Origin of the sequence: Allostigmatella hybrida (assembly GCF_020103775.1) — a bacterium.
GTDB lineage: Bacteria > Myxococcota > Myxococcia > Myxococcales > Myxococcaceae > Hyalangium > Hyalangium aurantiaca.
In genome coordinates, this window is the sequence record NZ_JAHXBH010000007.1 from 254924 (window position 1) to 276296 (window position 21373).

At 69.6% G+C, this 21373-nt stretch carries 20 protein-coding genes; 16 read left to right on the forward strand and 4 right to left on the reverse strand.

Translation table 11 applies throughout. From position 1 onward, the window contains the following. Positions 1 to 134 precede the first annotated feature (134 nt). Positions 135 to 1358, forward strand: coding sequence for a cell division protein FtsZ (gene ftsZ, locus KY661_RS15275; protein WP_225410892.1), 1224 nt, complete (start codon positions 135 to 137; stop codon positions 1356 to 1358). Between the two features lie 6 nt (positions 1359 to 1364). On the opposite strand, the gene KY661_RS15280 is transcribed toward ftsZ, so the two are convergent. Continuing rightward, positions 1365 to 1712, reverse strand: coding sequence for a hypothetical protein (locus KY661_RS15280; protein ID WP_075006898.1), 348 nt, complete (start codon positions 1710 to 1712; stop codon positions 1365 to 1367). A gap of 181 nt (positions 1713 to 1893) precedes the next feature. On the opposite strand from KY661_RS15280, the gene KY661_RS15285 reads away from it, so the two are divergent. From KY661_RS15285 to KY661_RS15295, 3 genes are all read left to right on the forward strand, one after another. Continuing rightward, on the forward strand, positions 1894 to 3243 hold the full coding sequence (locus KY661_RS15285) for an acetyl-CoA carboxylase biotin carboxylase subunit (protein ID WP_225410893.1): 1350 nt from the start codon (positions 1894 to 1896) through the stop codon (positions 3241 to 3243). Positions 3244 to 3308: 65 nt separating this feature from the next. After that, entirely contained in the window at positions 3309 to 3521 is a 213-nt protein-coding gene (locus tag KY661_RS15290; protein ID WP_075006896.1) for a biotin/lipoyl-binding carrier protein, read from the forward strand. A gap of 15 nt (positions 3522 to 3536) precedes the next feature. Beyond that, positions 3537 to 4307 carry an enoyl-CoA hydratase/isomerase family protein gene (locus KY661_RS15295; RefSeq protein ID WP_225410894.1) on the forward strand — a complete coding sequence of 257 codons (771 nt, stop codon included), beginning with the start codon at positions 3537 to 3539 and terminating at the stop codon, positions 4305 to 4307. Positions 4308 to 4315: 8 nt separating this feature from the next. Here the strand turns inward: KY661_RS15295 and KY661_RS15300 are convergent, their stop codons facing one another. Together KY661_RS15300 and KY661_RS15305 are read right to left on the reverse strand one after the other, a co-directional pair. Further along, entirely contained in the window at positions 4316 to 4909 is a 594-nt protein-coding gene (locus tag KY661_RS15300) for a response regulator (RefSeq protein ID WP_002610915.1), read from the reverse strand. A gap of 57 nt (positions 4910 to 4966) precedes the next feature. Continuing rightward, positions 4967 to 6769 carry an FHA domain-containing protein gene (locus KY661_RS15305; RefSeq protein ID WP_225410895.1) on the reverse strand — a complete coding sequence of 601 codons (1803 nt, stop codon included), beginning with the start codon at positions 6767 to 6769 and terminating at the stop codon, positions 4967 to 4969. Positions 6770 to 6942: 173 nt separating this feature from the next. On the opposite strand from KY661_RS15305, the gene KY661_RS15310 reads away from it, so the two are divergent. The 7 genes from KY661_RS15310 (at position 6943) to KY661_RS15340 (ending at position 15762) form a co-directional block, all read left to right on the forward strand. After that, on the forward strand, positions 6943 to 8559 hold the full coding sequence (locus KY661_RS15310) for a rhomboid family intramembrane serine protease (RefSeq protein ID WP_225410896.1): 1617 nt from the start codon (positions 6943 to 6945) through the stop codon (positions 8557 to 8559). A 28-nt stretch (positions 8560 to 8587) separates the two neighbouring features. Continuing rightward, the gene (locus KY661_RS15315) at positions 8588 to 10891 is read left to right on the forward strand and encodes an ArnT family glycosyltransferase (protein ID WP_225410897.1); all 2304 of its coding nucleotides are present in this window, start codon (positions 8588 to 8590) and stop codon (positions 10889 to 10891) included. Further along, positions 10888 to 11805 (forward strand): ABC transporter ATP-binding protein, encoded by a 918-nt coding sequence (locus tag KY661_RS15320; RefSeq protein WP_225410898.1) that lies wholly within the window; start codon positions 10888 to 10890, stop codon positions 11803 to 11805. The genes KY661_RS15315 and KY661_RS15320 overlap by 4 nt, the downstream gene beginning before the upstream one ends. Positions 11806 to 11807: 2 nt before the next feature. After that, positions 11808 to 12608 (forward strand): ABC transporter permease subunit, encoded by an 801-nt coding sequence (locus KY661_RS15325; protein WP_075006892.1) that lies wholly within the window; start codon positions 11808 to 11810, stop codon positions 12606 to 12608. Positions 12609 to 12785: 177 nt separating this feature from the next. Next, positions 12786 to 13841: an SPFH domain-containing protein gene (locus tag KY661_RS15330; protein ID WP_225410899.1), complete on the forward strand. Its 1056-nt coding sequence runs from the start codon at positions 12786 to 12788 to the stop codon at positions 13839 to 13841. A 129-nt stretch (positions 13842 to 13970) separates the two neighbouring features. Next, the gene (locus KY661_RS15335; protein WP_225410900.1) at positions 13971 to 15182 is read left to right on the forward strand and encodes a S8 family peptidase; all 1212 of its coding nucleotides are present in this window, start codon (positions 13971 to 13973) and stop codon (positions 15180 to 15182) included. A gap of 58 nt (positions 15183 to 15240) precedes the next feature. Further along, positions 15241 to 15762 carry an alpha-ketoglutarate-dependent dioxygenase AlkB gene (locus KY661_RS15340; RefSeq protein ID WP_225410975.1) on the forward strand — a complete coding sequence of 174 codons (522 nt, stop codon included), beginning with the start codon at positions 15241 to 15243 and terminating at the stop codon, positions 15760 to 15762. A gap of 3 nt (positions 15763 to 15765) precedes the next feature. Here the strand turns inward: KY661_RS15340 and KY661_RS15345 are convergent, their stop codons facing one another. Further along, positions 15766 to 17526: a chromosome segregation protein SMC gene (locus tag KY661_RS15345; protein ID WP_225410901.1), complete on the reverse strand. Its 1761-nt coding sequence runs from the start codon at positions 17524 to 17526 to the stop codon at positions 15766 to 15768. Between the two features lie 30 nt (positions 17527 to 17556). Here KY661_RS15345 and epmA point away from each other — a divergent pair, with 30 nt between their 5' ends. From epmA to KY661_RS15370, 5 genes are all read left to right on the forward strand, one after another. Then, positions 17557 to 18564, forward strand: a complete 1008-nt coding sequence (gene epmA / locus KY661_RS15350; protein WP_225410902.1) for an EF-P lysine aminoacylase EpmA — start codon at positions 17557 to 17559, stop codon at positions 18562 to 18564. Between the two features lie 30 nt (positions 18565 to 18594). Next, complete coding sequence (locus KY661_RS15355) at positions 18595 to 19266, forward strand: inorganic pyrophosphatase (RefSeq protein ID WP_225410903.1); 672 nt, start codon at positions 18595 to 18597, stop codon at positions 19264 to 19266. Between the two features lie 139 nt (positions 19267 to 19405). Then, a complete protein-coding gene (locus tag KY661_RS15360) occupies positions 19406 to 19663 on the forward strand; it encodes a hypothetical protein (RefSeq protein WP_225410904.1) in 258 nt (85 codons plus the stop codon). A 120-nt stretch (positions 19664 to 19783) separates the two neighbouring features. Then, a complete protein-coding gene (locus KY661_RS15365; protein ID WP_225410905.1) occupies positions 19784 to 20326 on the forward strand; it encodes a hypothetical protein in 543 nt (180 codons plus the stop codon). Beyond that, positions 20323 to 21279, forward strand: coding sequence for a hypothetical protein (locus KY661_RS15370; RefSeq protein ID WP_225410906.1), 957 nt, complete (start codon positions 20323 to 20325; stop codon positions 21277 to 21279). Before KY661_RS15365 ends, KY661_RS15370 begins: the two co-directional genes overlap by 4 nt. Positions 21280 to 21373: the final 94 nt, after the last annotated feature.

The following is a 21373-nucleotide window of genomic DNA, read 5'->3' on the forward strand; positions in this document are numbered from 1 at the left end:
GTCAGGACTTGAGACCGCAACGTGGCGCTACATCCACGTTGCGGAATACTTGCCAAAGAGCGCGACTTGCTGATGATGGATGACCTGGGGACCCCCGCGACGGGCGACGCGTGGCTCCCGTTGAAAGGATCACCATGGACCAGTTCGAGCAGAACAAGCAGGCCGCGAAGATTCGTGTTGTTGGCGTGGGGGGAGCTGGCTGTAACGCCGTCAACACGATGATCTTGGCCAAGCTGGAACGGGTCGACTTCATCGCCGCGAACACCGATGTGCAGGCCCTGGCCGCCAACAAGTCGCCCACGCGGCTTCAGATCGGCCAGACGCTGACCAAGGGCCTGGGCGCAGGCGCCAACCCGGAGATGGGCCGCGAGGCCGCCCTGGAGTCCCGGGACCAGATCGCCGCCGTGCTCGAGGGCGCGGACATGGTGTTCGTCACCGCGGGCATGGGCGGTGGTACCGGCACGGGCGCCGCGCCCATCATCGCGGACATCGCCAAGAGCCTCGGCTGCCTCACGGTGGGCGTCGTCACCAAGCCCTTCCTCTTCGAGGGCAACAAGCGCCGCAAGCAGGCCGAACAGGGCCTCGTGGAGCTCAAGGCCGCCGTTGACACCCTCATCACCATCCCCAACCAGCGGCTGCTCACCCTGAGCACCGAGCCCATGCCGCTCCTGGAGACCTTCAAGCGCGCCGACGAGGTGCTCCTCAACGCCGTGCAGGGCATCTCGGACCTCATCCAGTACCACGGCTACATCAACGTGGACTTCGCCGACGTGAAGACCATCATGAGCGACAAGGGCCTGGCGCTCATGGGCACCGGGTCCTCGTCCGGCGACAAGCGCGCGCTCATCGCCATGCAGCAGGCCATCTCCAGCCCGCTGCTGGAGGACGTGTCCATCGACGGCGCCACCGGTCTGCTCATCAACATCACCGGCGGCCGCGACATGACGCTTCAGGAGGTCAACGAGGCGCTCACCCTGGTGCATGACGCCGCCGACAACGAGGCGGAGATCATCTTCGGCTCGCTCATCGACGAGCAGATCCAGGACGAGGTGAAGATCACCATCATCGCCACGGGCTTCGTGCACCGCGAGATGAAGCAGCAGCGCGTGGTGGCCACACAGACCACGCCGGTGCCGCTCGTCAACCGCCCGTCCTCCTCGGTGCTCAGCGTGGCGCGCGAGGAAGTGGCCACCCTGGTGCCCACCAAGTCCGGCGGGCGCTCGCTCTCCTCGGTCGAGAACAAGTCCATCACCAGCTCGCGCACCGCGGTGGTGAAGGACGCGGCGCTCCCGCTGGACGAGGATCAGTTCGACATCCCCACCTTCCTGCGGCGGCAGGGACAGACCGAGATGCCCTGAGAGGGGCTAGCGGTGGGGGAGGCGGGCCACGCTCGCCTCATCCCGGCCGAAGAGCGCGTCGCTGCGCGCCATGAGCGCGTCCAGCTCTTCGTAGACTTCCTCGATGCGCTCGGGGAGCCGGGGTGCGGGCACCACGCCCTCGCCGGCCAGCATCTCCACGAGCGTGCCCGCGCGCTGCAGCATCTGGCGGGCTTTGAGCAGGGCGCGGCCGCGCAGGGTGCCCTCCGGGGAGAAGAGCGTGCCGGCCTGGGAGAGCGTCTCCAGCGTTTGCCGGTTGGCGCCCAGGCGGTCCGCCAGCCGTGCCCGGTACAGCTCCAGCCGGCGCTCGCGGCGTGCGCCCTGGAGGTCCACCACGCGTCCTGTGTCGTTCTCGGTGTGCTTCACGAATCGGACGGTATGCCAGGGTTGCGGAAGGCCGCAACTGAACCGCCCTGTGTGAACCTGTTCACCCCTGTATCACTCCCTTGGCTGCCTGCTTGTCAGGGCAGGAGGCGGCGATTAGGTTGGCCGCCCTTCGCAAGCCGGGGAGCCCAGCATGTTCAAGAAGCTGCTCATTGCTAACCGGGGTGAAATTTCCCGCCGCATTGGAGCCGTCGCACGGAGCATGGGCGTGTCCACCGTCGCCGTCTACTCGGACGCGGACGTGGACCTGCCCTTTGTCCGGGAGGCGGACGAGGCGGTGCGCATTGGCCCTGCCCCCGCCAAGGACAGCTACCTGAACATCGCCGCCATCCTGGAGGCGGCGAAGAAGACGGGGGCCGAGGCCATCCACCCCGGCTACGGCTTCGTGTCGGAGAACGCCGAGTTCGCCACCGCCTGCCAGGCCGCGGGCATCACCTTCGTGGGCCCGCCCCCGGAGGCCATGCTGCGGATGAAGGACAAGAGCCAGGCCCGGAAGCTGGTGGCGGCCGCGGGGGTTCCCGTGGTGCCCGGCACCGAGGGCGTGGTGCCGGACGTGGGCACGGCGCTGGCGCAGGCCGAGGGCATTGGCTACCCGGTGCTCTGCAAGGCGGCGGGCGGGGGCGGAGGCATCGGCATGGCCGCGGCGAAGGACCCGGCCGAGCTGGAGAAGGTGTTCCGCCAGTGCACGGACCGGGCGAAGGCCGCCTTCGGCCGCGAGGGCGTGTACCTGGAGCGCTACTTCCCGGCGCCCCGCCACATCGAGGTGCAGATTCTGGGGGACCAGCACGGCCACCTCATCCACGTGCTGGAGCGCGAGTGCTCCATCCAGCGCCGCCACCAGAAGGTGGTGGAGGAGGCGCCCTCGCCGCTGTTCGCGGGCGGGCAGCACCCGGAGGTGTCCCAGAAGCTGTTCACCGCGGCGGTGGCGGCGGCCAAGGCCTTTGGCTACGCGAACGCGGGCACGGTGGAGTTCCTCTACTCGGACGGGAACGTCTACTTCATCGAGATGAACGCGCGGCTCCAGGTGGAGCACCCGGTGACGGAGCTGACCACGGGGGTGGATCTCATCGGCTGGCAGCTGCGCATCGCCAGCGGCGAGCGCCTCACGGTGCGCCAGGAGGACGTGGTGCGGCGGGGCGCGGCGCTCGAGTTCCGCATCTACGCCGAGGATCCGGTGAAGTTCTTCCCCTCGCCGGGGCCGCTCAAGGTGTTCACGCCGCCCACGGGCGAGGGCGTGCGCCTGGACGCGGGTTATGCCGAGGGCAACATCGTCACGCCGAACTACGATCCCATGATTGCCAAGCTCATCGTCTCGGGCGCCACGCGCGCCCAGGCCATCGAGCGCTCCATCGCGGCGCTGGAGCAGTTCCGCATCGAGGGCATCAAGACGAACATCCCGCTGCACCTGCGCATCCTGCGCTCCGAGGCTTTTCAGTCGGGGGCGCTGGATACGCGCTTCCTGGAACAGCACGCGAAGCCCTAGGCTGCGCGCGGCGGCACCCATCTCTACTTTCGGCGCTCGGCAAGCGCGCGAGGAGGCAACAGCGTATGGCGGACGTGGCGGCGCATATCACCGGGACCGTGTGGAAGATCGAGGTGAAGGTGGGCCAGCAGGTCTCCTCCGGAGACACCCTGGTCATCCTCGAGTCCATGAAGATGGAGATGCCCGTGGAGGCGCCCGAGGGGGGTACCGTGAAGGAGATCCGCTGCAAGGAGGCCCAGCCGGTCAACGAGGGCGATGTCCTCGTGGTGCTCGGCTAGGCGCGCGGGGCGCTCGTGCAGCCAACGGTGGAAGTGGAGGACCGCGAGGGCGGCCTCCGGGTGCTGACGATCGTCAACCCCGCGCGGCGCAATGCGCTCGATGACCGGCTGCTGGGCCTGCTGGACGCGGCGCTCGCGGCGCCCGCCTCCACGCGCGCCTTCCTGCTCCGCGGGGCGGGTGGCACCTTCTGCTCGGGCTATGACTTGACGAACCTGGGGCCGTCCTCCGCGGATGGACGGCTGCCGGATGACCCGCTGATGGCCTTCCTGTCCCGGCTGGAGCGCCACCCGGTGCCCAGCGTGGCGCTGGTGCAGGGCGCGGCCTTCGGGGCGGGGTTCGACCTGGCCTCGGCGTGTGACTTCCGGGTGGGGACACCGGACAGCGTGTTCTGCATGCCCCCGGCCCGGCTGGGCATCGTCTACGCAGTGGACGGCATGGCGCGGGTGGCCCGGCGCGTGGGGCTGGCGCGCGCCAAGGCGCTGTTCCTCACCGCCCGGAAGCTGGATGGACAGACGGCGCTCGCCTGGGGCCTGCTGGACGAGTGCCCCGCGCCGGAGGCCGCCGAGGCGGTGGCCCTGGAGCTGTGCCGCACGCTGGCCTCCCACGCGCCGCTGGCGGTGTCCGGCATGAAGGAAGTGCTGGGCTTGCTGGGCGAGCCGGCGCTGTCCGAGGACGCGCGGGCGCGGGCGCGGGCCCTGCGCAGGGCCTCCTTCGACAGCGAGGATGTGAAGGAGGGGAGGGCGGCGTTTCTGGAGAAACGCGCCCCCCGGTTCCAGGGCCGCTAGGGCGGCGCTCAGGTATCGCCGAACAGCTCGCCCATGCGCAGCTGGAGCGCGGAGGCGATCTTGTACAGCGACGAGATGGAGGCCGAGGACTCGGCGCGCTCGATCTGCGACAGCAGGGACACGGACAGCCCCGTGCGGCGCGCGAGCTGCTTGAGCGTCAGCTCCTGCGTCTTGCGCGCATCGCGGATGACGCGGCCGATGGCGCGGTGGAGGTCGGCCTCCGGGTCCTGCGACAGCCCCTTCTTCTGCAGGGCGTTGCGGACGGCGGTGATGAACTGGTCCGGCTCCATCGGCTTCTTCACGTAGTCGGAAGCCTGCGCCTTGAGCGAGGCGACCGCCGTGTCCACCGTGGGGTAGGCCGTGGCGACGATGACCGCGATGTCCGTGTCGTACTTGCGGATCTGCTCCAGCACTTCCGTGCCGGACATCTGCGGCATCATCATGTCGAGGATGACGAGGTGGAAATCCGACCCCCGAAGGATGTCCACCGTCTGGGTGGGATCCGTGGTGGTGATGACCTCGTAGCCCTCCCGGGTCAGCACCAGCTTCAGGTAGTCGCAGTTGTCCTGCTCGTCATCGACAACCAGGATGCGAATCTGCACAGCCTCTCCTCGCCTGCGGTTAGGAAACTCGGGTGGAACGGATGGGCCGAATCCGTCTTATTGCTTGGGGGTCTGCTGGCTCTCGTACTCTTCCAGGCTCTTTTTGACCTTGGGAGCCTGTTTGTGGTCCGGGGCCAGCTTCAGGAACTGGCGGTAGTGCTCGGCGGCCGTGGTCATGTCCTTCTGGGTGGCGTACGCGGCGCCGAGCACCATGTGGCATTCACCGTTGCTGGAATCAAGCTCCACGCACTTTTTACCCTGCTCGATGGCAGGTCCGATTTGCCGGGCTTTGAAAAGCTTCACCGCGTCGTCATAGGCGGCCCGCGCCTGCTCCTGGGCGTTGGGGGTGGAGGGGCCGGCAGCGGGCTTTCCGGCGAGCACGGGCACCTTCGGCTCGGTCTTGGCCTGGGCCTCGCGGGCCTTGGCCAGCGCCGTGGCCAGGTCGTCGCGGTTCTTGGCAAACGCCGTGGTGTACTCGGCGAGCGCCAGCTGGCGGTCGACCTCGTCGAACTTCTTGTTCCGGAGGGCCGTGTTGCCGTCGCGGATGGCCCGGTCCGCCTTGCGCTCGGCCTCCAGCGCGGCGGCCACCTGCTGGGCCTCGGGCGGCAGCTTGCCGTCCTTGCGCGTCTTGCCCAGGGTGTCCTCGGCCTTGTCCAGGTTGCCCGCGTTCAGCGCCTGCTGGGCTTCCTGCACCAGCGCGGCGAGCTTCTGCTGGGCCAGCTCCGCCGGGGTGGGCCCGGGGGGCGGTGCCGGGGGCACCACCGGGGTGGGCTTCGGCTCGGGGGGCACCGCGGCCTGCCCGTTCTTCTCCGGCTCGGGCGGCGGCTCCTCCTGGGCCGGCGGCGGCTCGTTCTTCTCCGGCGTGGGGGTGGGCCGCTCGGTGATGACGGGCGGTGCCGGAGGGGTGTCCGGGGTGCCCGCGAACAGGAAGAAGGCGCCACCGCCCACCACCGCGAGCACCACCAGCGCCGCCACCAGGTACAGGCCCTTGCCCGAGCCCTTCGCCGCGGCCAGCTCACCGGGCCCGACGAAGCGCAGCTTCACGTGGCCCAGCTCGATGATGTCCCCGGCGTTCAGCGTGGCCTGGGCGTAGCTCTCGCCGTTGATGGTCATGCCGTTGGCCGACTGCATGTCGATGACGCGCCACTCCCCGTTGTCCTCGCGGACGATCTTCGCGTGGGTGCGCGACAGGGAGCGGTGATCAATGACGATGTCGTTGTCAGCGGTGCGGCCCACGCGCATCTCCGTGCGCAGGCAGGAGAACTCTTGGCCCTTGAGCTCCGAGCTCACCACGACGAGCCGGGGCGCCTGGGCGGCATCCAGCTCCTCCACCTTGCGCGAGCGCGTGGCCTCCACCTGGTCCATCCGGATGATGGAGGTGGAGTGCCGGCGGCCATCGGCGCCGGCGGCGGGGCCAGAGGTCTCCCCGACGGGCGCCTCCAGCTCCGTCTCGGCTTCCGTGCCCGGGTCGCTGGGCTCGTCCGAGCCAGCCCTGAGGGCCGGCGTCGCCGGGAGCGTGGGCCGGGTCGAGGCCGAGGTGGAAGGGGAGGCCTTGCTGGCCGCGAGCGCCGCCTCGTTCTGCAGGGCCAGATCGTAATCGCCGATCTGGAGCAGGTCGCCGTCCTTGATGGCCGACTGTCCGCTGATGCGCTCGCCGTTGATGCGAGTCCCGTTGGAACTGCCGAGGTCCTCCACCACGACGCGCCCATTCTGGCGCAGCAGCCGGGCGTGGCGGCGCGACACGTTTCGTTCCGTCAGGCGGATGGTGTTGCCTTCCTGACGGCCGATCGTGATCTCTTCACGCACGAAGGGAACAACGGTCTTGCGCCCCTCGTCGTCTTCGATGATGAGCTTCAGCACGGGTCGGATCCGCTTACAGCTATAGCAGAAGGGGCTGAACCGTTACAAGACATGCATCCCCTCCAAATAACAGGGCTTTTCGGCATTGTGTGGCCACGGAGGGGAGTGTTGTCCATCCGGCGAATGGCCGGGGCGCTGCCCTTCTGGGGGGAAGAGCGGCGGGGCGGGCTCTCGTGACGTCCCCTTCGGGAGGAGCCCTGGTACCAGACGGTACCCCGGGGGGCGGCTGGAAGCACCTGCCCTGGGTAACATTGGGTGTGGTGCTGGTCCAGTTTGGCGTGTACGCCTGGACGGCCGCCGCGGGGCCCCTGGACGTGGATGCCATGGTCCGCTGGGGCGCCAAGGTCGGCCCCCTGATGACGGAGGCGGGCCAGCCCTGGCGGCTGGTGACGGCCAACTTCCTCCACCGGGACCTGGCCCATGTGGGCCTCAACATGCTGGTGCTGCTGGCGGTGGGCTGGGTGCTGGAGGGGGCCTGGCGGCGGTTGGACTACGCGGCGCTGCTGGTGGCCTCGGGGCTCGCCACCATGACCGCCTCCTTAATATGGGCCGAGGAGGTGAGCGTGGGGGCCTCCGGCATGGCGTACGGCTGTGTGGGCGGGCTCATCGTCCTGGGACGGAGGCACCGGGCGGTGCTCTCGCCGCTGGCCCGGCGGATGGCGGGCGAGGGCGTGCTGCCCACGGTGCTCGTCTTCCTCTGGATGGGCTGGACGTCGGTGGGCGTGGACAACGCCGGGCACCTGGGCGGCTTCCTGGCGGGCTTGTGGGCCGGGGTGTTCCTGGTCCCCCGGAAGCTCGCTCCCCAGGAGCCCCGGCGCGTGGGCCTGCTGCGCGCGGGGGGCCTGGTGGGGGTGGCGTGCGTGGGCGCGGCGCTCGGGGTGTGGGGCCGCTCCTCGTGGCGGGTGGAGCGGGATGGCGTGTTCGGCGTGTCGGTGCCGATGCCCCAGGGGTGGCGCCAGGGCGCGGACCGGTTTGGCCGGGTGGCCTTCTCCAACGGGCTGCCGGGCGTGGGGCGGGCCAGCTTCGCCGCGGAGGCCCTCGATATGGGCGAGCCCGGGGATGGAGAGCTCCAGGCGCGGCGCTTCCTGGAGACGGCGCTCGGGCCGCAGGTGTCTGGGCCCGGGGGGCCCCCTGTCCGCGGCCAGGGGCCGGAGCCGGCGCGGGTGAACGGCCGGCGGGCCCTGCGCGTTCGCGCGGAGCTCCCGGGGCCCGAGGGGCTCACGCACCTGATGGCGTTCTTCGTGCCGCAGGGGGACTTCGTCTACCAGCTCGTCTTCACCTGGCCCGAGGCCTTTCCCGGCTACGCCCGGGTGGTGGAGCGCATGGTGGCGGAGCTGCGCCTGGATGAGCCGGCGGTGCTGCGCGAGGCCCGGGCGCGGGCCCTGCTCGTGCCGGGGGCGGGCGAGCCGCTGCACGCGCTGGGGACGGCGCTGCGGCGGTGGGGGCAGCCGGCGCAGGCCGTGGCGCCGCTGGAGGCGGCCGTGAAGCTGTCGCCCTCCTGGGTGGGAACGCGGGTGGAGCTGGCGCGGGCCCTCTTCGAGTCCGGCCGCGTGGAGGAGGGGTGCCGCGCGGCGGAGGAGGCGCAAGTCTACGGGCCCACCGAGGCGATGGCCCTGGAGGCGGGGGTGCGCTGCGAGTTGGCCCGGGGAGATGCCGAGGGCGCGCTCCGGCGGCTGGAGGCCGCGCGGCGGATCGCCCCGTTGGATTCGAGGCTGCGGGCCGCGGAGGCCGCGCTGCGCGCCACGGTCGACCCAGGGCCAAGCGGCGGCTATAAGACCCGCCACCCGTGACGGGCGCGGGCCGGAGCTGGAGGCATCCTTGTCGTCCGAGGTGAGTGACAAGAACGAGCAGGCAGACACCTTCGCCGAGGCCATGCTCGGCGGAAAGCGCCTCCACGACGAAGCGTGGGTGAAGCGCTGGGTGGCCCTGCCGCTGACGGCCCGGGTGGTGCTGGTGACGGCGGGGTTGGCGGCGTTCCTCTTCTTGCCGTACCTGGGCGCGGTGGGGCTGTGGGACCCGTGGGAGACGCACTACGGGGAAGTGGCGCGCATGATGGTGCAGCGCAACGACTACGTGTACCCCTTCTGGGAGAGCGCGTGGTTCTTCTCCAAGCCGCCGATGACGATGTGGCTCCAGGCCCTGGGGATGAAGGTGGTGGGCTCGCTGGATGGGCCCGGGGAGCTGAGCCGCTACACCGAGTGGGGCATGCGGGTGCCGTTCGCCCTGATGAGCATCGCCGCGGTGGCGCTGCTGTCGCTGGCGGTGTCGCGCATCGCCACCGTGCGGGCGGGCCTGGCCACGGGGTTCGTGCTGGCCACCATGCCGCTGTACTTCCTGCTCACGCGGCAGACGGTGACGGACACGCCGTTCGTCACCACCCTGGTCTGCGCCATGGCGTGCGCGCTCATCGGCCAGCTCGACGAGACGACGAAGCAGCGGGCCGCCTGGTGGTACGCCTTCTACATCTTCTGCGGGCTGTCCGTGCTGGCCAAGGGGCTGCTGGGCGTGGGGCTGCCGGCCGTCATCCTCCTGCTCTACGCGCTGCTGGCGGTCATCCCCTGGAGCCTGGACGCGCTCGGGGCGCACGGAAAGTGGCTGGCGTCCCGCGCCTTCCGCAAGGAGGTGCGCGAGGGCCGCCAGCCCATGCCCGTGCTCTGGGGACAGATGTTCCGCATGCGGCTGGGGACCGGCGTGCTCGTGTTCGCGGCGGTGGCGGTGCCCTGGTACCTCACCCTGAGCCTGTTCGATGGGGTGGATGACGAGAGCAAGGGGTTCTTCTACCGCTTCTTCATCCATGACCACCTGAACCGGCTCACGGCGGGGGTGCACACCACCACGCCGGGCGGCACCTTCATCTACTTCATCGAGCAGGGCGGCTACGCCATCTTCCCGTGGGTGGCCCTGGTGCCGGGCGCGTTCGCGGCCGTGTCCCGGCTCAAGCTGCGCTCGGCCTCGCGGGCCGACCACCTGGCGCTCATCGCCGTGCTGTGGGTGGCCTTCACCTTCTGGCTGCTGGCCTCCAGCGCCACCAAGTTCCACCACTACGTGTTCCCCATCCTGCCGGGGCTGGCAGTCCTCATCGCCCTCTTCATCGACCGGCTGTGGCAGGACGGGCCCTCGGAGCACGCGGTGAGCCTGCTCTTTGGGCTGATCCTCTTCGTGCTGGTGGGCAAGGACCTGGCCGAGCACCCGAAGAACTTCACGGACCTCTTCGTCTACAACTACGACCGGCTGTACCCGGTGGACCTCGTCACCAAGCCTATCACCCTGTTCGCCTCCCGGCCGCTGTGGATGGGAGACCTCATCACCGCGGTGCTGCTGGTGGTGGGGGCCTACCTGGCGCTGGATGCGATCACCTCGAAGGAGAAGTCCTACGCGGGTCAGGCCATCGCCGTGCTGCTGGTGCTGGCGGGGGCCGGGGCCCTGACGGCGGTGGTGCTCCGGGGCAGCGTGTCCGCGCTGGGGCTGGCCGGTGCGGCCCTGCTGGGGGTGGGCGCGTTCACCGTCTGGCACGCCCTGACCAAGGGCCGCGAGGAGCGCAAGGGCCTGCTGCTGCTGACCGGCCTCTATGCCCTGGCGGGCGTGCTGCTCTGCTGGCGGGGCTTCCGGGGCGCGGCCGGGGAGGACGCGCTGCTGCGCGCCTTCATGGAGCCGGTGAACGTGAAGAAGGGGCTGGGGTTCGCCTTCGCCTTGAGCGGCGGGCTGTGCGTGGTGGCGGCGCTGCGGCAGACGCGCGGGGTGCTCTTCGGCAGCTTCTGGCTGTTCGCGCTGATCTTCGCGGTCTGGTTCAACTGGCACCACTGGGTGACCCTGTCCCACCACTGGACGCAGCGCGACCTGTTCTGGCGCTACTACGGCCAGCGCCAGCCGGGTGAGCCCATCGCGGCGTTCATGATGAACTGGCGCGGCGAGACGTTCTACTCGCGCAACACCGTGGAGCAGTTCCGGGGCGGCGACTCCTCGACGCGCATGCGCAACTACGCGGCGCAGCCCGGCCGGGAGTGGGCGCTCGTGGAGCACAGCCGGCTCAGCGTGCTGACCAACGCGGTCGGCGCGGGCAAGAACGTCAAGGTCATCGACCGCGACATCAACAATAAGTTCATCCTGGTAACCATCGATTGAGCGGCATTCAGGTTCGGGAGCTGGCCAAGCGGTTCGGAACGCGCCCGGCGGTGGAGGGGCTCACGTTCGAGGTCCAGCCCGGCGAGGTGTTCGGGCTGCTGGGGCCCAACGGGGCCGGGAAGACCACCACGGTGCGCATGCTCACCGGGCTGCTCCAGCCCTCCTCGGGGGAGGCCACCGTGGGGGGTCACTCCGTGCGGACCGAGGGCGAGGCGCTGCGCCGCGCGGTGGGCCTGCTCACGGAGCAGCCCGGGCTGTATGACCGGCTGACGGCCCGGGAGAACCTGCGCTTCTTCATCAAGCTGCACGAGCTGGACGAGGCGGCCGTGTGGCCGCGCATCCAGTCCTACCTGGAGCGCTTCGGGCTCGCGGGGCGGGAGGATGAGGCCTGCGGCGGGTTCTCCAAGGGCATGCGCCAGAAGCTGGCCATCGTGCGCACGCTCGTGCACGGCCCCCGGGTCATCTTCCTGGACGAGCCCACCTCCGGGTTGGATCCGGAGTCGGCACGCGCGGTGCGCGACGCGGTGGCGGAGCTGGCCTCGGAGGGGCGCACCATCGTGCTCTGCTCGCACAACCTGGCCGAGGTGGAGCGGCTGTGCTCGCGCGTGGCCGTCATTCAGGGCCGGCTGCTGGCGCTGGCCCCGCTCAAGGAGCTGCGGCGCGCGGGCCAGTCCCTGGAGGTACGGGTGGAGGGGGAGGGGGAGCGCTTCCGGGCGGTGCTGGAGGCGCTGCCCTTCCAGCCCACGGTGCTGAGCGAGGGCGGCAAGCTGCGGGTGCTGCTCACCGAGGATGCCCAGGCCCCGGATGTGCTCTCCTGCCTGGTGAGTGCAGGGGCGCGCGTGCACAGCGCGGTGCCCGCGCACCGGCCGCTCGAAGAGGTCTACCTGGAGCTCATCCGGCAGGGGAGGGTGTGAACATGGCGTTCCGGCCGAAGCGCGCCCTGGCCATCTTCTGGAAGGACTTCCTGGACCTGCGCAAGAACGTGGGCCTGCTGCTGTCCATGGGGGTGCTGCCCCTGGTGTTCATCCTGGTCCCCATCGGCGTGGTGTGGGCGTACGCGGCGCGGCCGGATGACCCCAACCTCCGGGTCATCGCCCAGTACTACAACCGGGAGCTGCCCCTGGGCGCCAACGCGGCGCTGTTCCTCATCGAGCGGACGCTCACCGACTGGTTCGGCATGTTCCTGGTCATGCCCGTCTTCGTCCCCATCCTCATCTCCTCGCAGAGCGTGGCGGGAGAGAAGGAGCGGCGCACGCTGGAGCCCCTGCTCTCCTCGCCGGTGACGGCCGCCGAGCTGGTGGCGGGCAAGAGCCTCGCCTCGCTGGTGCCCGCGGTGGGCATCTCGTGGCTCGCCTTCTTCCTGTTCTGCGTGGGGGTGGACGTGGTGGCGTGGCCGCTGGTGCACGCGCCGCTGATGCCCAATGCGCTGTGGACCTTCGGCATCTTCGTCCTGGCGCCCCTGTTCGCCTTCTTTGGCAACGGGGTGGCGGTGCTGCTCTCGGCGCGCGTGTCCGAGGCGCGCACCGCGCAGCAGCTCTCGGCCCTGGTGGTGCTGCCGCTGGTGGGGCTGGTGGGGGGCCAGGTGGCGGGGTGGCTCCACGCGGGGGTGGGCTACTACGCCTTGCAGGGCGCCGTGGTGCTCCTGCTGGATGTGGCGCTGCTGGTGGCCAGCATCCGGCTGTTGGATCGCGAGCGGCTCATCAGCCGGTGGGGGTAAGCGGGGGGCGGCCTGTTGGGCCGCCTAGGCGATTTCGAATAAAAATGGCATCTTGCGGATAGGAAAAGGCTCGCCGAAGGGCGAGCATGCAATCCCCCTGGCCGCTATCCGTATGGAAGGCACGGCGGCGTGGGTTCTGGTAGGTGACGCGGTCCGGACGGAGGCTAAGCGAGCAAGATGGGTCTTTTCGACACGATCAAAGGCGAGACGAAGCGCAACTTCATTGCCCGCGCGGACGAGGCCAAGGGAGAGATCATCTACAAGTATCCGGAGAAGAACGTCCGGATGCTCACCCAGCTCACCGTGGACGCGGATGAGGTGGCCCTCTTCGTCAAGGACGGCAAGGTCGAGGGCAAGCTGGGGCCCGGCCGCCACTCGCTGGACACGAAGAACATCCCGTTCCTCTCCCGGTTGGTGGAGGGCTTCACCGGCGGGAACCTCTTCATCTCGGAGATCTTCTTCGTCTCCACGCGCGAGCACACCGGGGTGAAGTTCGGTGGACCCATTGGCGATGTGAGGGATCCGGAGACGGGCCTGGGCATCGGCACCATGGTGTACGGCGACTTCTCCATCCGCGTGACGGAGCCCGAGCGGCTGGTGGTGGGCCTCGTGGGCATGGGCCGCTCCAGCAACGAGGACTTCCTGGGCTGGTTCAAGGGCCAGGTGCTCAAGGTGACGCGGGACCGCATCGCCGAGCTGCTCGTGAAGAAGCGCTGGCCGCTGCTGGACGTGACGAGCGGCGCGTACACCGAGGAGATCGAGACCGAGGTCATCTCCGGGCTCAAGCCGCACGTGGATGGCTACGGCCTCACCGTGGTGCGCCTGGGCAACTTCCACGTGAGCATCAAGGAAGAGGACGAGCTCACGCTCAAGAAGTTCTCCAAGGACGCGGCCTACTCGCGCATGGCGGGCGGCTTCCAGAACTACGCCCAGGGCCAGGCGATGCTGGGCGCCTCCGAGGGCATGGCGAAGGGCGGCGGCCACGGCAGCGGCTCGGATGGCGCGCTCCAGGGCATGGGGCTCGGCATGGGCATGGGCATGGCGCAGATGTTCACCAACAACCAGCAGCAGGCGCGTCAGGCCCCCCAGGGCCCGCCGCCCGAGGCTGCCGGTGGGGGTGACTCCCGCAGCCCCGCGCAGCGCCTGAAGGAGCTGCACGAGCTGCACAAGGCGGGCGTGCTGTCCGACGACGAGTACAGCGCCAAGCGCGCGGAGCTGATGAAGCTCCTGTAACCGCGCACCCGCTGGGCTGAACCCGGGGCCTCCACCGTGAACGCGGTGGGGGCCTCTTCGTTTTCAACCTTGCCGGTTTTTCCGGCGTCCCTTCAAGATGGGGCATTCCCTTCCTCCCGGAGTTGCCCCATGAGCCTCTCGAAGAAGACGTTGGTGAGCCTGTCGCTGGTGTCGCTGGTGGCCTGCGGCCAGGACGTGCCGGCGGGAGAAGACGCCTCACCCGCTGCGGTGGGCACTGCGGAGAACTTCCTGCGGTCGGAGCGCGCCGTGGCCGGGCAGTACGTCGTGATGCTCAAGGAGGGGACGGGCGAGGTGGAGGCCCTGTCGAAGGAGCTCTCGCGCCGGTATGGGGGCGAGGTTTTCGAGACCTACACGCGCGTGGCGCGAGGCTTCGCCGTCCGCATGTCCGAGGCCGCCGCGAAGTCCCTGGCGCGCCACCCCAGCGTGGCGTTCGTCGAGGAGGATGGGCTCTTCCAGGAAGTGGAGGAGGGCTTCTCGCTCCAGACGGTCCAGCCCACGTCGAGCGGGGGGCTGGACCGGATTGATCAGCACACCCTGCCGCTGAACGGCACCTTCACCTATGTCCAGACCGGCGCGGGCGTGCACGCGTACATCCTGTCCACCGGCATCCGGAAGACGCACGCCGAGTTCCAGCCGAATCAGGCCGTGCTGGGCTACGACGCCATCACCCCGGGCGGGGATGCCAACGACTGCGCGGGCGTGGGGACGCACTCGGCGGGGATCGTGGGCGGCGCCCAGTACGGCGTGGCCAAGGGGGTCAAGCTCTGGGCGGTCCGGATCCTCGATTGCCAGGGCGCCTCGACCACCTCCCGGATCATCTCGGGACTGAACTGGGTCATGGCCAACCACCTCAGCCCGGCGGTGGCCCATCTTCCCATCGGAGGAGCGGTCTCCGCCGCGCTGGACAGCGCGGTGGTGAACCTCATCCATTCGGGTGTCCCCGTCGTGGTTCCCGCGGGCAGCAGCGGCGCGAACGCGTGCAACTTCTCGCCGGGCCGCGTGCCTCAGGCCATCACCGTGGGCGCCAGCAACCTCAACGACACCGTGCAGGCCTCGTCAAACTTCGGAAGCTGCATTGATCTCTACGCGCCCGGGGTGGCGACCGCCGCCTGGCACACCAGCGACACGGCCTTCCAGGTACTCAGCGGCGGGACGCCGGCCTCCGCCTTCGTGACGGGGGTGATGGCGCTCTACCTGCAGGGCAACCCCGGGGCTTCGCCCGCCGCGGCAAGCTCGGCCCTGATCCTCAATGCCACCCCGGGTGTGCTGACCGGGATGCCTGCTGGCTCGGCCAACCGGTTGCTCTACACGAACTACTGAGCCTCCCTGCAGAGGTGGACGTCATGCCTGGACGGGAAGGGAGCGGCCCGAGGGCCTTATCTATGTCCCGGACTTCCTCACGGAGGCCGAGGAGGCACTGCTGCTGGAGCACCTGCGCGGCGTGACCTTCTCGGAGATCCGGATGCACGGGCAGGTGGCCCGGAGGCGCACGGCGCACTTTGGCTGGCTCTACGGATACGAGAGCTGGAAGGTGGAGCCCGGACCGCCCTTGCCGGACTACCTCTTGCCGCTGAGGAACCGGTGCGCGGAGCTGATGGCGGAACCCCCGGAGCAGCTCGCGGAGGCCCTGCTGAGCGAGTACCCGCCGGGGGCCACCATCGGCTGGCACCGGGACGCGCCCATGTTCGGCCCTCAAGTCGTAGGCGTCTCGCTGGGAAGCGCGTGCCGCATGCGCTTCCAGCGGGGCCAGGGCGAGGCGCGGCGCGTGTACGCCCAGGAGCTGGCGCCGCGCTCGGCCTACGTGCTGGGCGGCGAAGCCCGGAGCACGTGGCAGCACAGCATTCCCGCCGTGAAACAGACGCGGTACTCCATCACCTTCCGCACGCTGAAGGCGCGGTGAGGCTTACGGGCCGGCCTCCGGAGCCGGGGCCTCGGGCGCAGGCGGCGCCGGGGCCTCGGGCGTGGGCGTGGGGGCGGGCGCCTCGGGCGCGGGCGCCACGGGGGCCGGGGGCGGGGGCGGCGCGGGGCTCTCCGCGGCCGGTTTCACGTCCAGGGTCATGGGGACCTGAAGGGTGGTGCCCAGGCGGAGCAGCAGCACGTCGGGCGCGAGGCCCTTCTCGCCGATGGCCTGGGCCACCTCGCGCGCGGACAGCGCGTTGCCGTGGGCCCAGAGTCCCTTGAGAAACTCGCCGGCTTCGGTGCTGCGCCACCACGCGGGCCCGAAGCGGACCTTGAGCTGCCCCTGGAGCTGGCCCGCGAGGAACCATGCCCGGAAGTTGTCCGCGGACTGGAAGAAGTCCTCCTGATCCACCAGGTAGCGCGCCTCGTCCTCGGGCCTCATGGGGATGGCGTCCGTGCGCTCCATGATGGCGCGGTACAGCTCGCGCGGCTCGGCCCCCGGCTGGCGGTGGAGCTCCAGCTGATAGAGCAGCCGCCCGGCGGCGCGGCGGATGAGGAACAGCTTGTGCGCGCTGGAGGCCGCCAGGTACTGCGCGCGCTCCTCGCCCCGCACGCCCGCGTGCTCCTCCAGCCAGACGGGATCCTCCAGCAGGTCCTCCAGGAGCGCCCCGTATGCCTCGCCCACGGTGGGGTTGCCCAGCTTGGCCAGCTCGAAGCGCGGCTCGCGGGTGAAGCCATAGTGCAGCGCGTGCCCCACCTCGTGCATCAGCCGCGCCTGCTGAAGGACGCCGGAGCCCGGTTTCAGGGACAGCCGCACGTCCGCGGGCACCTCGATGGGCAGCGTGAGCGAGCGGGAGTTCTTCCGGGGCAGCTCCCGGGAATCGAGGTAGATGTTGGGCATCGCGCTCAGGTCGATGCCCAGGCCCTGGAGCGAGGTGTGCACCCGCAGGAGCTGCTCCTCCTTCGGGAAGGCATCCTCCACCTCCCGGGCGCGGAACAGCCGGGGGATGTCGGCGCGGGTGAGGTTCGCGAACGGCATGGCCAGCTCGCGCTGCGCCAGCCGCTCCATCACCGTCTTGTAGGGCTCCTGGGTGGCCTGGAGAATCTCCTCCGCCAGGATGCTCAACTGGGCGAGATCCGCCTGGCGCAGCTCCCCACCGAAGGCCTCGTAGGAGCTGTAGCCCAGCTCCTTCACCAGCTCCGCGGTGCGCTCCTCTCGGCGGCGCAAGGACTGGCTGAGCCGCTCCAGGGCGGGCAGGGCCCCCTCGGAGAGCGCGCGCCGCCTCGCGGCGCTCTTCTCGTTGGCCAGCAGCCGCTCCAGGTCCCTGTAGCGCACCTCCCGGCCACCCACGGGGAAGGTGAGCGAGGCCTCCAGGTTGGCGATGGCCTCGTTCGTCTCGGCCAGGGCCTGGGAGAGGTACTCGCCGGCGAAGTGGGACTGCAGGGCGGTGAGGGCGCGCAGCTCGCGCGCGTCCTGGGTGAGCTGGCGGAGCCGGTCGATCTTCCGGATGTTCTCCACGCTGAAGAGCCCCTCCTTGCCCCGGTAGGTGGCGGCGATGTCCACCGGCTTGCCCTCCGTCCAGTGCTCCCAGACGAGCCGGTCCTGCATCTCCAGGAGCGCGCGCGCCTGGGCGGCCAGGTCCTTCACGTCGGTGGCGAGGCGCTGCGCCTCGGTGGGGGGCCCCGGCGGGGACGTGGGAGGCGCCTTGAGACAGGCGGTGAAGCAGAGCGCGGCGGCGAGGAGACAGGGAACCCTTGGGAGCATGGGGGGCGCAATGTAACTTCCGCCGCGCTCATGCCCAATCCAGTCCAGTGGCGGGCGGCCCGCGGCCGTCAAATGTTGTATGCAGCCCTCCGGCGCTTCTTCGGGGGCCAGGGGTACCTCGAGGTGGAGACCCCGCTGCTCGTCCCCACCCCCGGCATGGAGCCCCACATCACCGCCTTCGAGGTGCCCTTCGTCCCCGAGACGGACGTGGGGCGCGCCCGGACGCTCTACCTGCACACCAGCCCCGAGTACGCCATGAAGCGCATGCTGGCGGACGGGGCCCCGGGGCCGCTCTTCCAGATTTGCAAGGTCTTCCGGAACGGCGAGGTGTCCGTCACCCACAACCCCGAGTTCACGATGCTGGAGTTCTACCGGCCGAACGCGGACTACCACGCCATCATGGCGGACCTGGAGCAGGCGCTGGCGGAGGCGGGCCGCTCGGCGGCGCCGGGCGAGCCGGGGGCGGATCCGGCCTTCTTCACCCGGCTGCCCTACGAGCGGCTCACCGTGAGGGATGCCGTCCTGCGGGCCACGGGGGTGGATCTCCGGGCCTGTCCGGATGGGCCCTCCCTCAAGCGGGCGGCGGAGGCGGCCGGGGTGCGCACCGGGGACGCGGTGAGCTTCGACGACGTCTTCTTCCACCTGTTCCTGCAGAAGGTGGAGCGGGGGCTGGGCCACGAGCGGCCCACCTTCCTCATCGAATACCCGGCCTCCATGGCCTCCCTGTCGCGGCTCAAGCCGGGGGAGCCCGCGGTGGCCGAGCGCGTGGAGCTGTATGCCAAGGGGCTGGAGCTGGCCAACGGCTTCTCGGAGCTGACGGACGCGGTGGAGCAGCGGGCCCGGCTCGTGGAGGAACAGGCCCTGCGCCGGGAGCTGGGCCGCACGGTGTACCCGCTGGACGAGCGCTTCCTGGCCGCCGTGGGCCAGATGCCCCCGTCGGCGGGGATCGCCGTGGGGCTCGACCGCATCCTGATGCTGCTGATGGGAGTCAACAGTATCGACGGCGTCCTGCTCTTTCCCGCGCACGAGTTCGTATGAGCCTGTTTCGGATGCGGGTAGAAGGGGCGCATGAAAAAGCCGAAGTCACCCCCCATGGCTTATCAGGCCCATCCCTGGCACGGCGTCAGCGCTGGCGAATCGGCACCCGAAGTCGTCACGGCCTATATCGAAATCGTCCCCACGGACGCCCTGAAGTATGAAATCGACAAGGAGACCGGCATCTTGATGCTGGACCGGCCGCAGCAGTTCTCCAGCCAGTGCCCCACGCTCTATGGCTTCATTCCGCAGACGTATTGTGGCGAGCAGGTGGCCCAGCGCGCCGCGGACCGCACCGGCCGCAGGGACATCCAGGGCGACGGGGATCCAATGGACATCTGCGTGCTGACCGAGAAGTCCATCTCCAGCGGCAACCTGCTGGTGCGCGCGGTGCCCATCGGCGGCTTCCGGATGATCGACGGCGAGGAGGCCGACGACAAGATCCTCGCCGTGCTGGAGTCGGATCTCGTCTACGGCGAGATGCAGCACGTGGCCCAGTGCCCGCGCGCCATGGTGGACCGGCTCAAGCACTACTTCCTCACGTACAAGCAGATTCCGGGAGAGGGCAAGCGCCGGGTGGAGATCGCCGAGGTGTATGACCGGTCCGAGGCCCTGGAAGTCATCCGCCGCAGCATGAAGGACTACCAGCGCCTGTATGCGCCGGCGGCGCCGAAGGCCGCGAAGCCGCGCCGCCGCAAGAAGTGAAACAAATCCGTTGTTGAACGGATTCATGCCTTGAGGGGCCGCGGCTCGGGGAAGACAGACGGCGCGACATAGGGGCGATTGTCGCGCATTCCCACGATTACCATCATTGCTTTGCCTTTATCCACAGGGAGGATAGGCAATGAACGCGAACATGAAGAAGAGCTGGAAGTCGATGGCGGTGGCCTGCGCGGTGTTCGGTGCGACGACGGTGATGGCCCAGCCGCCGGTGTCCAGTGAGGCCGTTCCGGTGGAGGAGGTGGTCCTCGTCTCGAAGACCGCCGAGGGCACCGAGCCCGTCTCCACGGGCGACGACTTCCCCGAGTGCAACGTGGTGGGCTGCAACCTGATCGGCAACTTCCTCGGCACGCTGATCGGCAACTTCCTCGGCGCCCTGTAAGGCGCGCCGCAGGAAGACAATCGCTGCACGCTGGCAGTCCCTCCGCTTTGAAATGAACTGATTTCCTGTGCGCCGGCGGGTGAGACCTCCACCCGCCGGCGTACGGAACTTGGAGCAGCCATGAGCTCCCCCCGCAGCCCGGTACCCCTCAAGTATCAAGTCGCGGTGCTCCTCGCCGGGGTTCATCTGGCCCTGGCGGCGTGTAGCGCCGCCAACCTGAAACCTTTCAAGGACTGGGGCACTCCCGGACGGTTCGTCCAGGCGTACGCCCAGCTCACTGGAGCCAGCAGCCGCTTCAGCTTCTTCGCCCCCGGGGTGGCCCCGGAGACGAAAGTCACCTTCGAGGTCCGCAAGGCCTCCGGTGAAGTCATTCACGATGACTTCACCTCCGAGAACGAGGAGATGAACCTGCGGGTTCACTCCATGCTGATCCGCTTTGCCCTGAAGGACATCCAGGACTCGCTGGCCCGGTCCTGGGGCGCGGCGATGTTCGGGCGCCACCCGGATGCCCGCTCGGTCACCGTCATCGTCTATGCGTTTGCCCTGCCGTCGATGGAGGGCTACCGCGCCGGTGAGCGCCCCGAGTGGAAGGAGCAGTACCGGGCCGTGCTCGAGCGCCGTCCCTCGTCCCGCAGTGCGTCCCTTTCCCCGGTGGCCCCATGACCCTTCGACACACGTTCTCCCAGGTGCTGGGGCAGCGGCTCGCCTCGTTCGCGCTGGCCCCCTCGTCGCCCCATCCGCTGGGCGCCTTCCGGATGGGCGTGGCGCTGATCCTGCTGGCCCAGACGTGGATGCTCTCGGATGGCGTGCTGGCCCTTTTCGGCAGCAAGGGGCTCATCCAGTGGGCCATCTCCGAGCCGATGTCGGCCCCGTGGCTGCCCCGGATCGGCACGCTGGCGCCCGTGGCGCAACGCTTGGGCCTCTCCCCGGATGAGTGCGTCTATGGGGTGGGCGTCCTGTATGTGCTGAGCCTCGTGGGGCTGCTGCTCGGATGGCGGACGCGGCTGTCCGCGTTCGTGGCCTGGCTGACCCACACCACGCTCATCAACAGCGGGGGCATGTTCGCCTATGGGGTGGAGATCTTCGCGCACATCAGCCTCGCCTACTGCGTCCTCATGCCCGTGGGCAGCGCCTTCTCACTGGACGTGAAGGCGGGGCGCGAGTCCGATGCGCCCTCGCCCCTGGCGACGCTGGCGCTGCGCGTGCTCCAGATCCACCTGTGCCTCGTGTACCTGTCGACGGGCGTCGAGAAGGCGCTGGGCCAGCAATGGCAGGACGGGGAGGCGCTGTGGAAGGCCCTGATGCAGCCGCTGTATGGGCAGTTCGACTTCGCCTGGATGGCCTCGGTGCCCCTGCTCACCAAACTCGTCACCTGGAGCACGCTGGTGATTGAGATTGGCTACCCGCTATTTGTCTGGCCGCGGCAGACGTGCCTGCTCTGGGTGGCGCTCACCCTGGGGCTGCACCTGGGCATCGGCCTGTTCATGGGGCTGTGGCTCTTCAGCGGCATCATGGCGGTGCTGACCTTCACGGTGTTTGGTTTTGCACCGCTGTACCAGGCCTGGCTGGCGTTGCGCGAGGACCTGGCACGAAGCAAGCCCGCCATCATCGCCTAGCGTCTGAGGGCGCGGCACGTCAAGTCTGACGTGTCGTCTTGGGTGGGATCATTCCCTCTATTGAGCTTTGCTCGGAGTGAAACATCCTGGACAT

Excerpts from the sequence above, each read along its gene's own strand:
- ftsZ (WP_225410892.1), top strand. The coding sequence starts at position 135 with ATGGACCAGTTCGAGCAGAACAAGCAGGCCGCGAAGATTCGTGTTGTT.
- KY661_RS15285 (WP_225410893.1), top strand. The coding sequence starts at position 1,894 with ATGTTCAAGAAGCTGCTCATTGCTAACCGGGGTGAAATTTCCCGCCGC.
- KY661_RS15290 (WP_075006896.1), top strand. The coding sequence starts at position 3,309 with ATGGCGGACGTGGCGGCGCATATCACCGGGACCGTGTGGAAGATCGAG.
- KY661_RS15325 (WP_075006892.1), top strand. The coding sequence starts at position 11,808 with ATGGCGTTCCGGCCGAAGCGCGCCCTGGCCATCTTCTGGAAGGACTTC.
- KY661_RS15330 (WP_225410899.1), top strand. The coding sequence starts at position 12,786 with ATGGGTCTTTTCGACACGATCAAAGGCGAGACGAAGCGCAACTTCATT.
- KY661_RS15335 (WP_225410900.1), top strand. The coding sequence starts at position 13,971 with ATGAGCCTCTCGAAGAAGACGTTGGTGAGCCTGTCGCTGGTGTCGCTG.
- KY661_RS15345 (WP_225410901.1), bottom strand. The coding sequence starts at position 17,526 with ATGCTCCCAAGGGTTCCCTGTCTCCTCGCCGCCGCGCTCTGCTTCACC.
- epmA (WP_225410902.1), top strand. The coding sequence starts at position 17,557 with ATGCCCAATCCAGTCCAGTGGCGGGCGGCCCGCGGCCGTCAAATGTTG.
- KY661_RS15355 (WP_225410903.1), top strand. The coding sequence starts at position 18,595 with ATGAAAAAGCCGAAGTCACCCCCCATGGCTTATCAGGCCCATCCCTGG.
- KY661_RS15360 (WP_225410904.1), top strand. The coding sequence starts at position 19,406 with ATGAACGCGAACATGAAGAAGAGCTGGAAGTCGATGGCGGTGGCCTGC.
- KY661_RS15365 (WP_225410905.1), top strand. The coding sequence starts at position 19,784 with ATGAGCTCCCCCCGCAGCCCGGTACCCCTCAAGTATCAAGTCGCGGTG.
- KY661_RS15370 (WP_225410906.1), top strand. The coding sequence starts at position 20,323 with ATGACCCTTCGACACACGTTCTCCCAGGTGCTGGGGCAGCGGCTCGCC.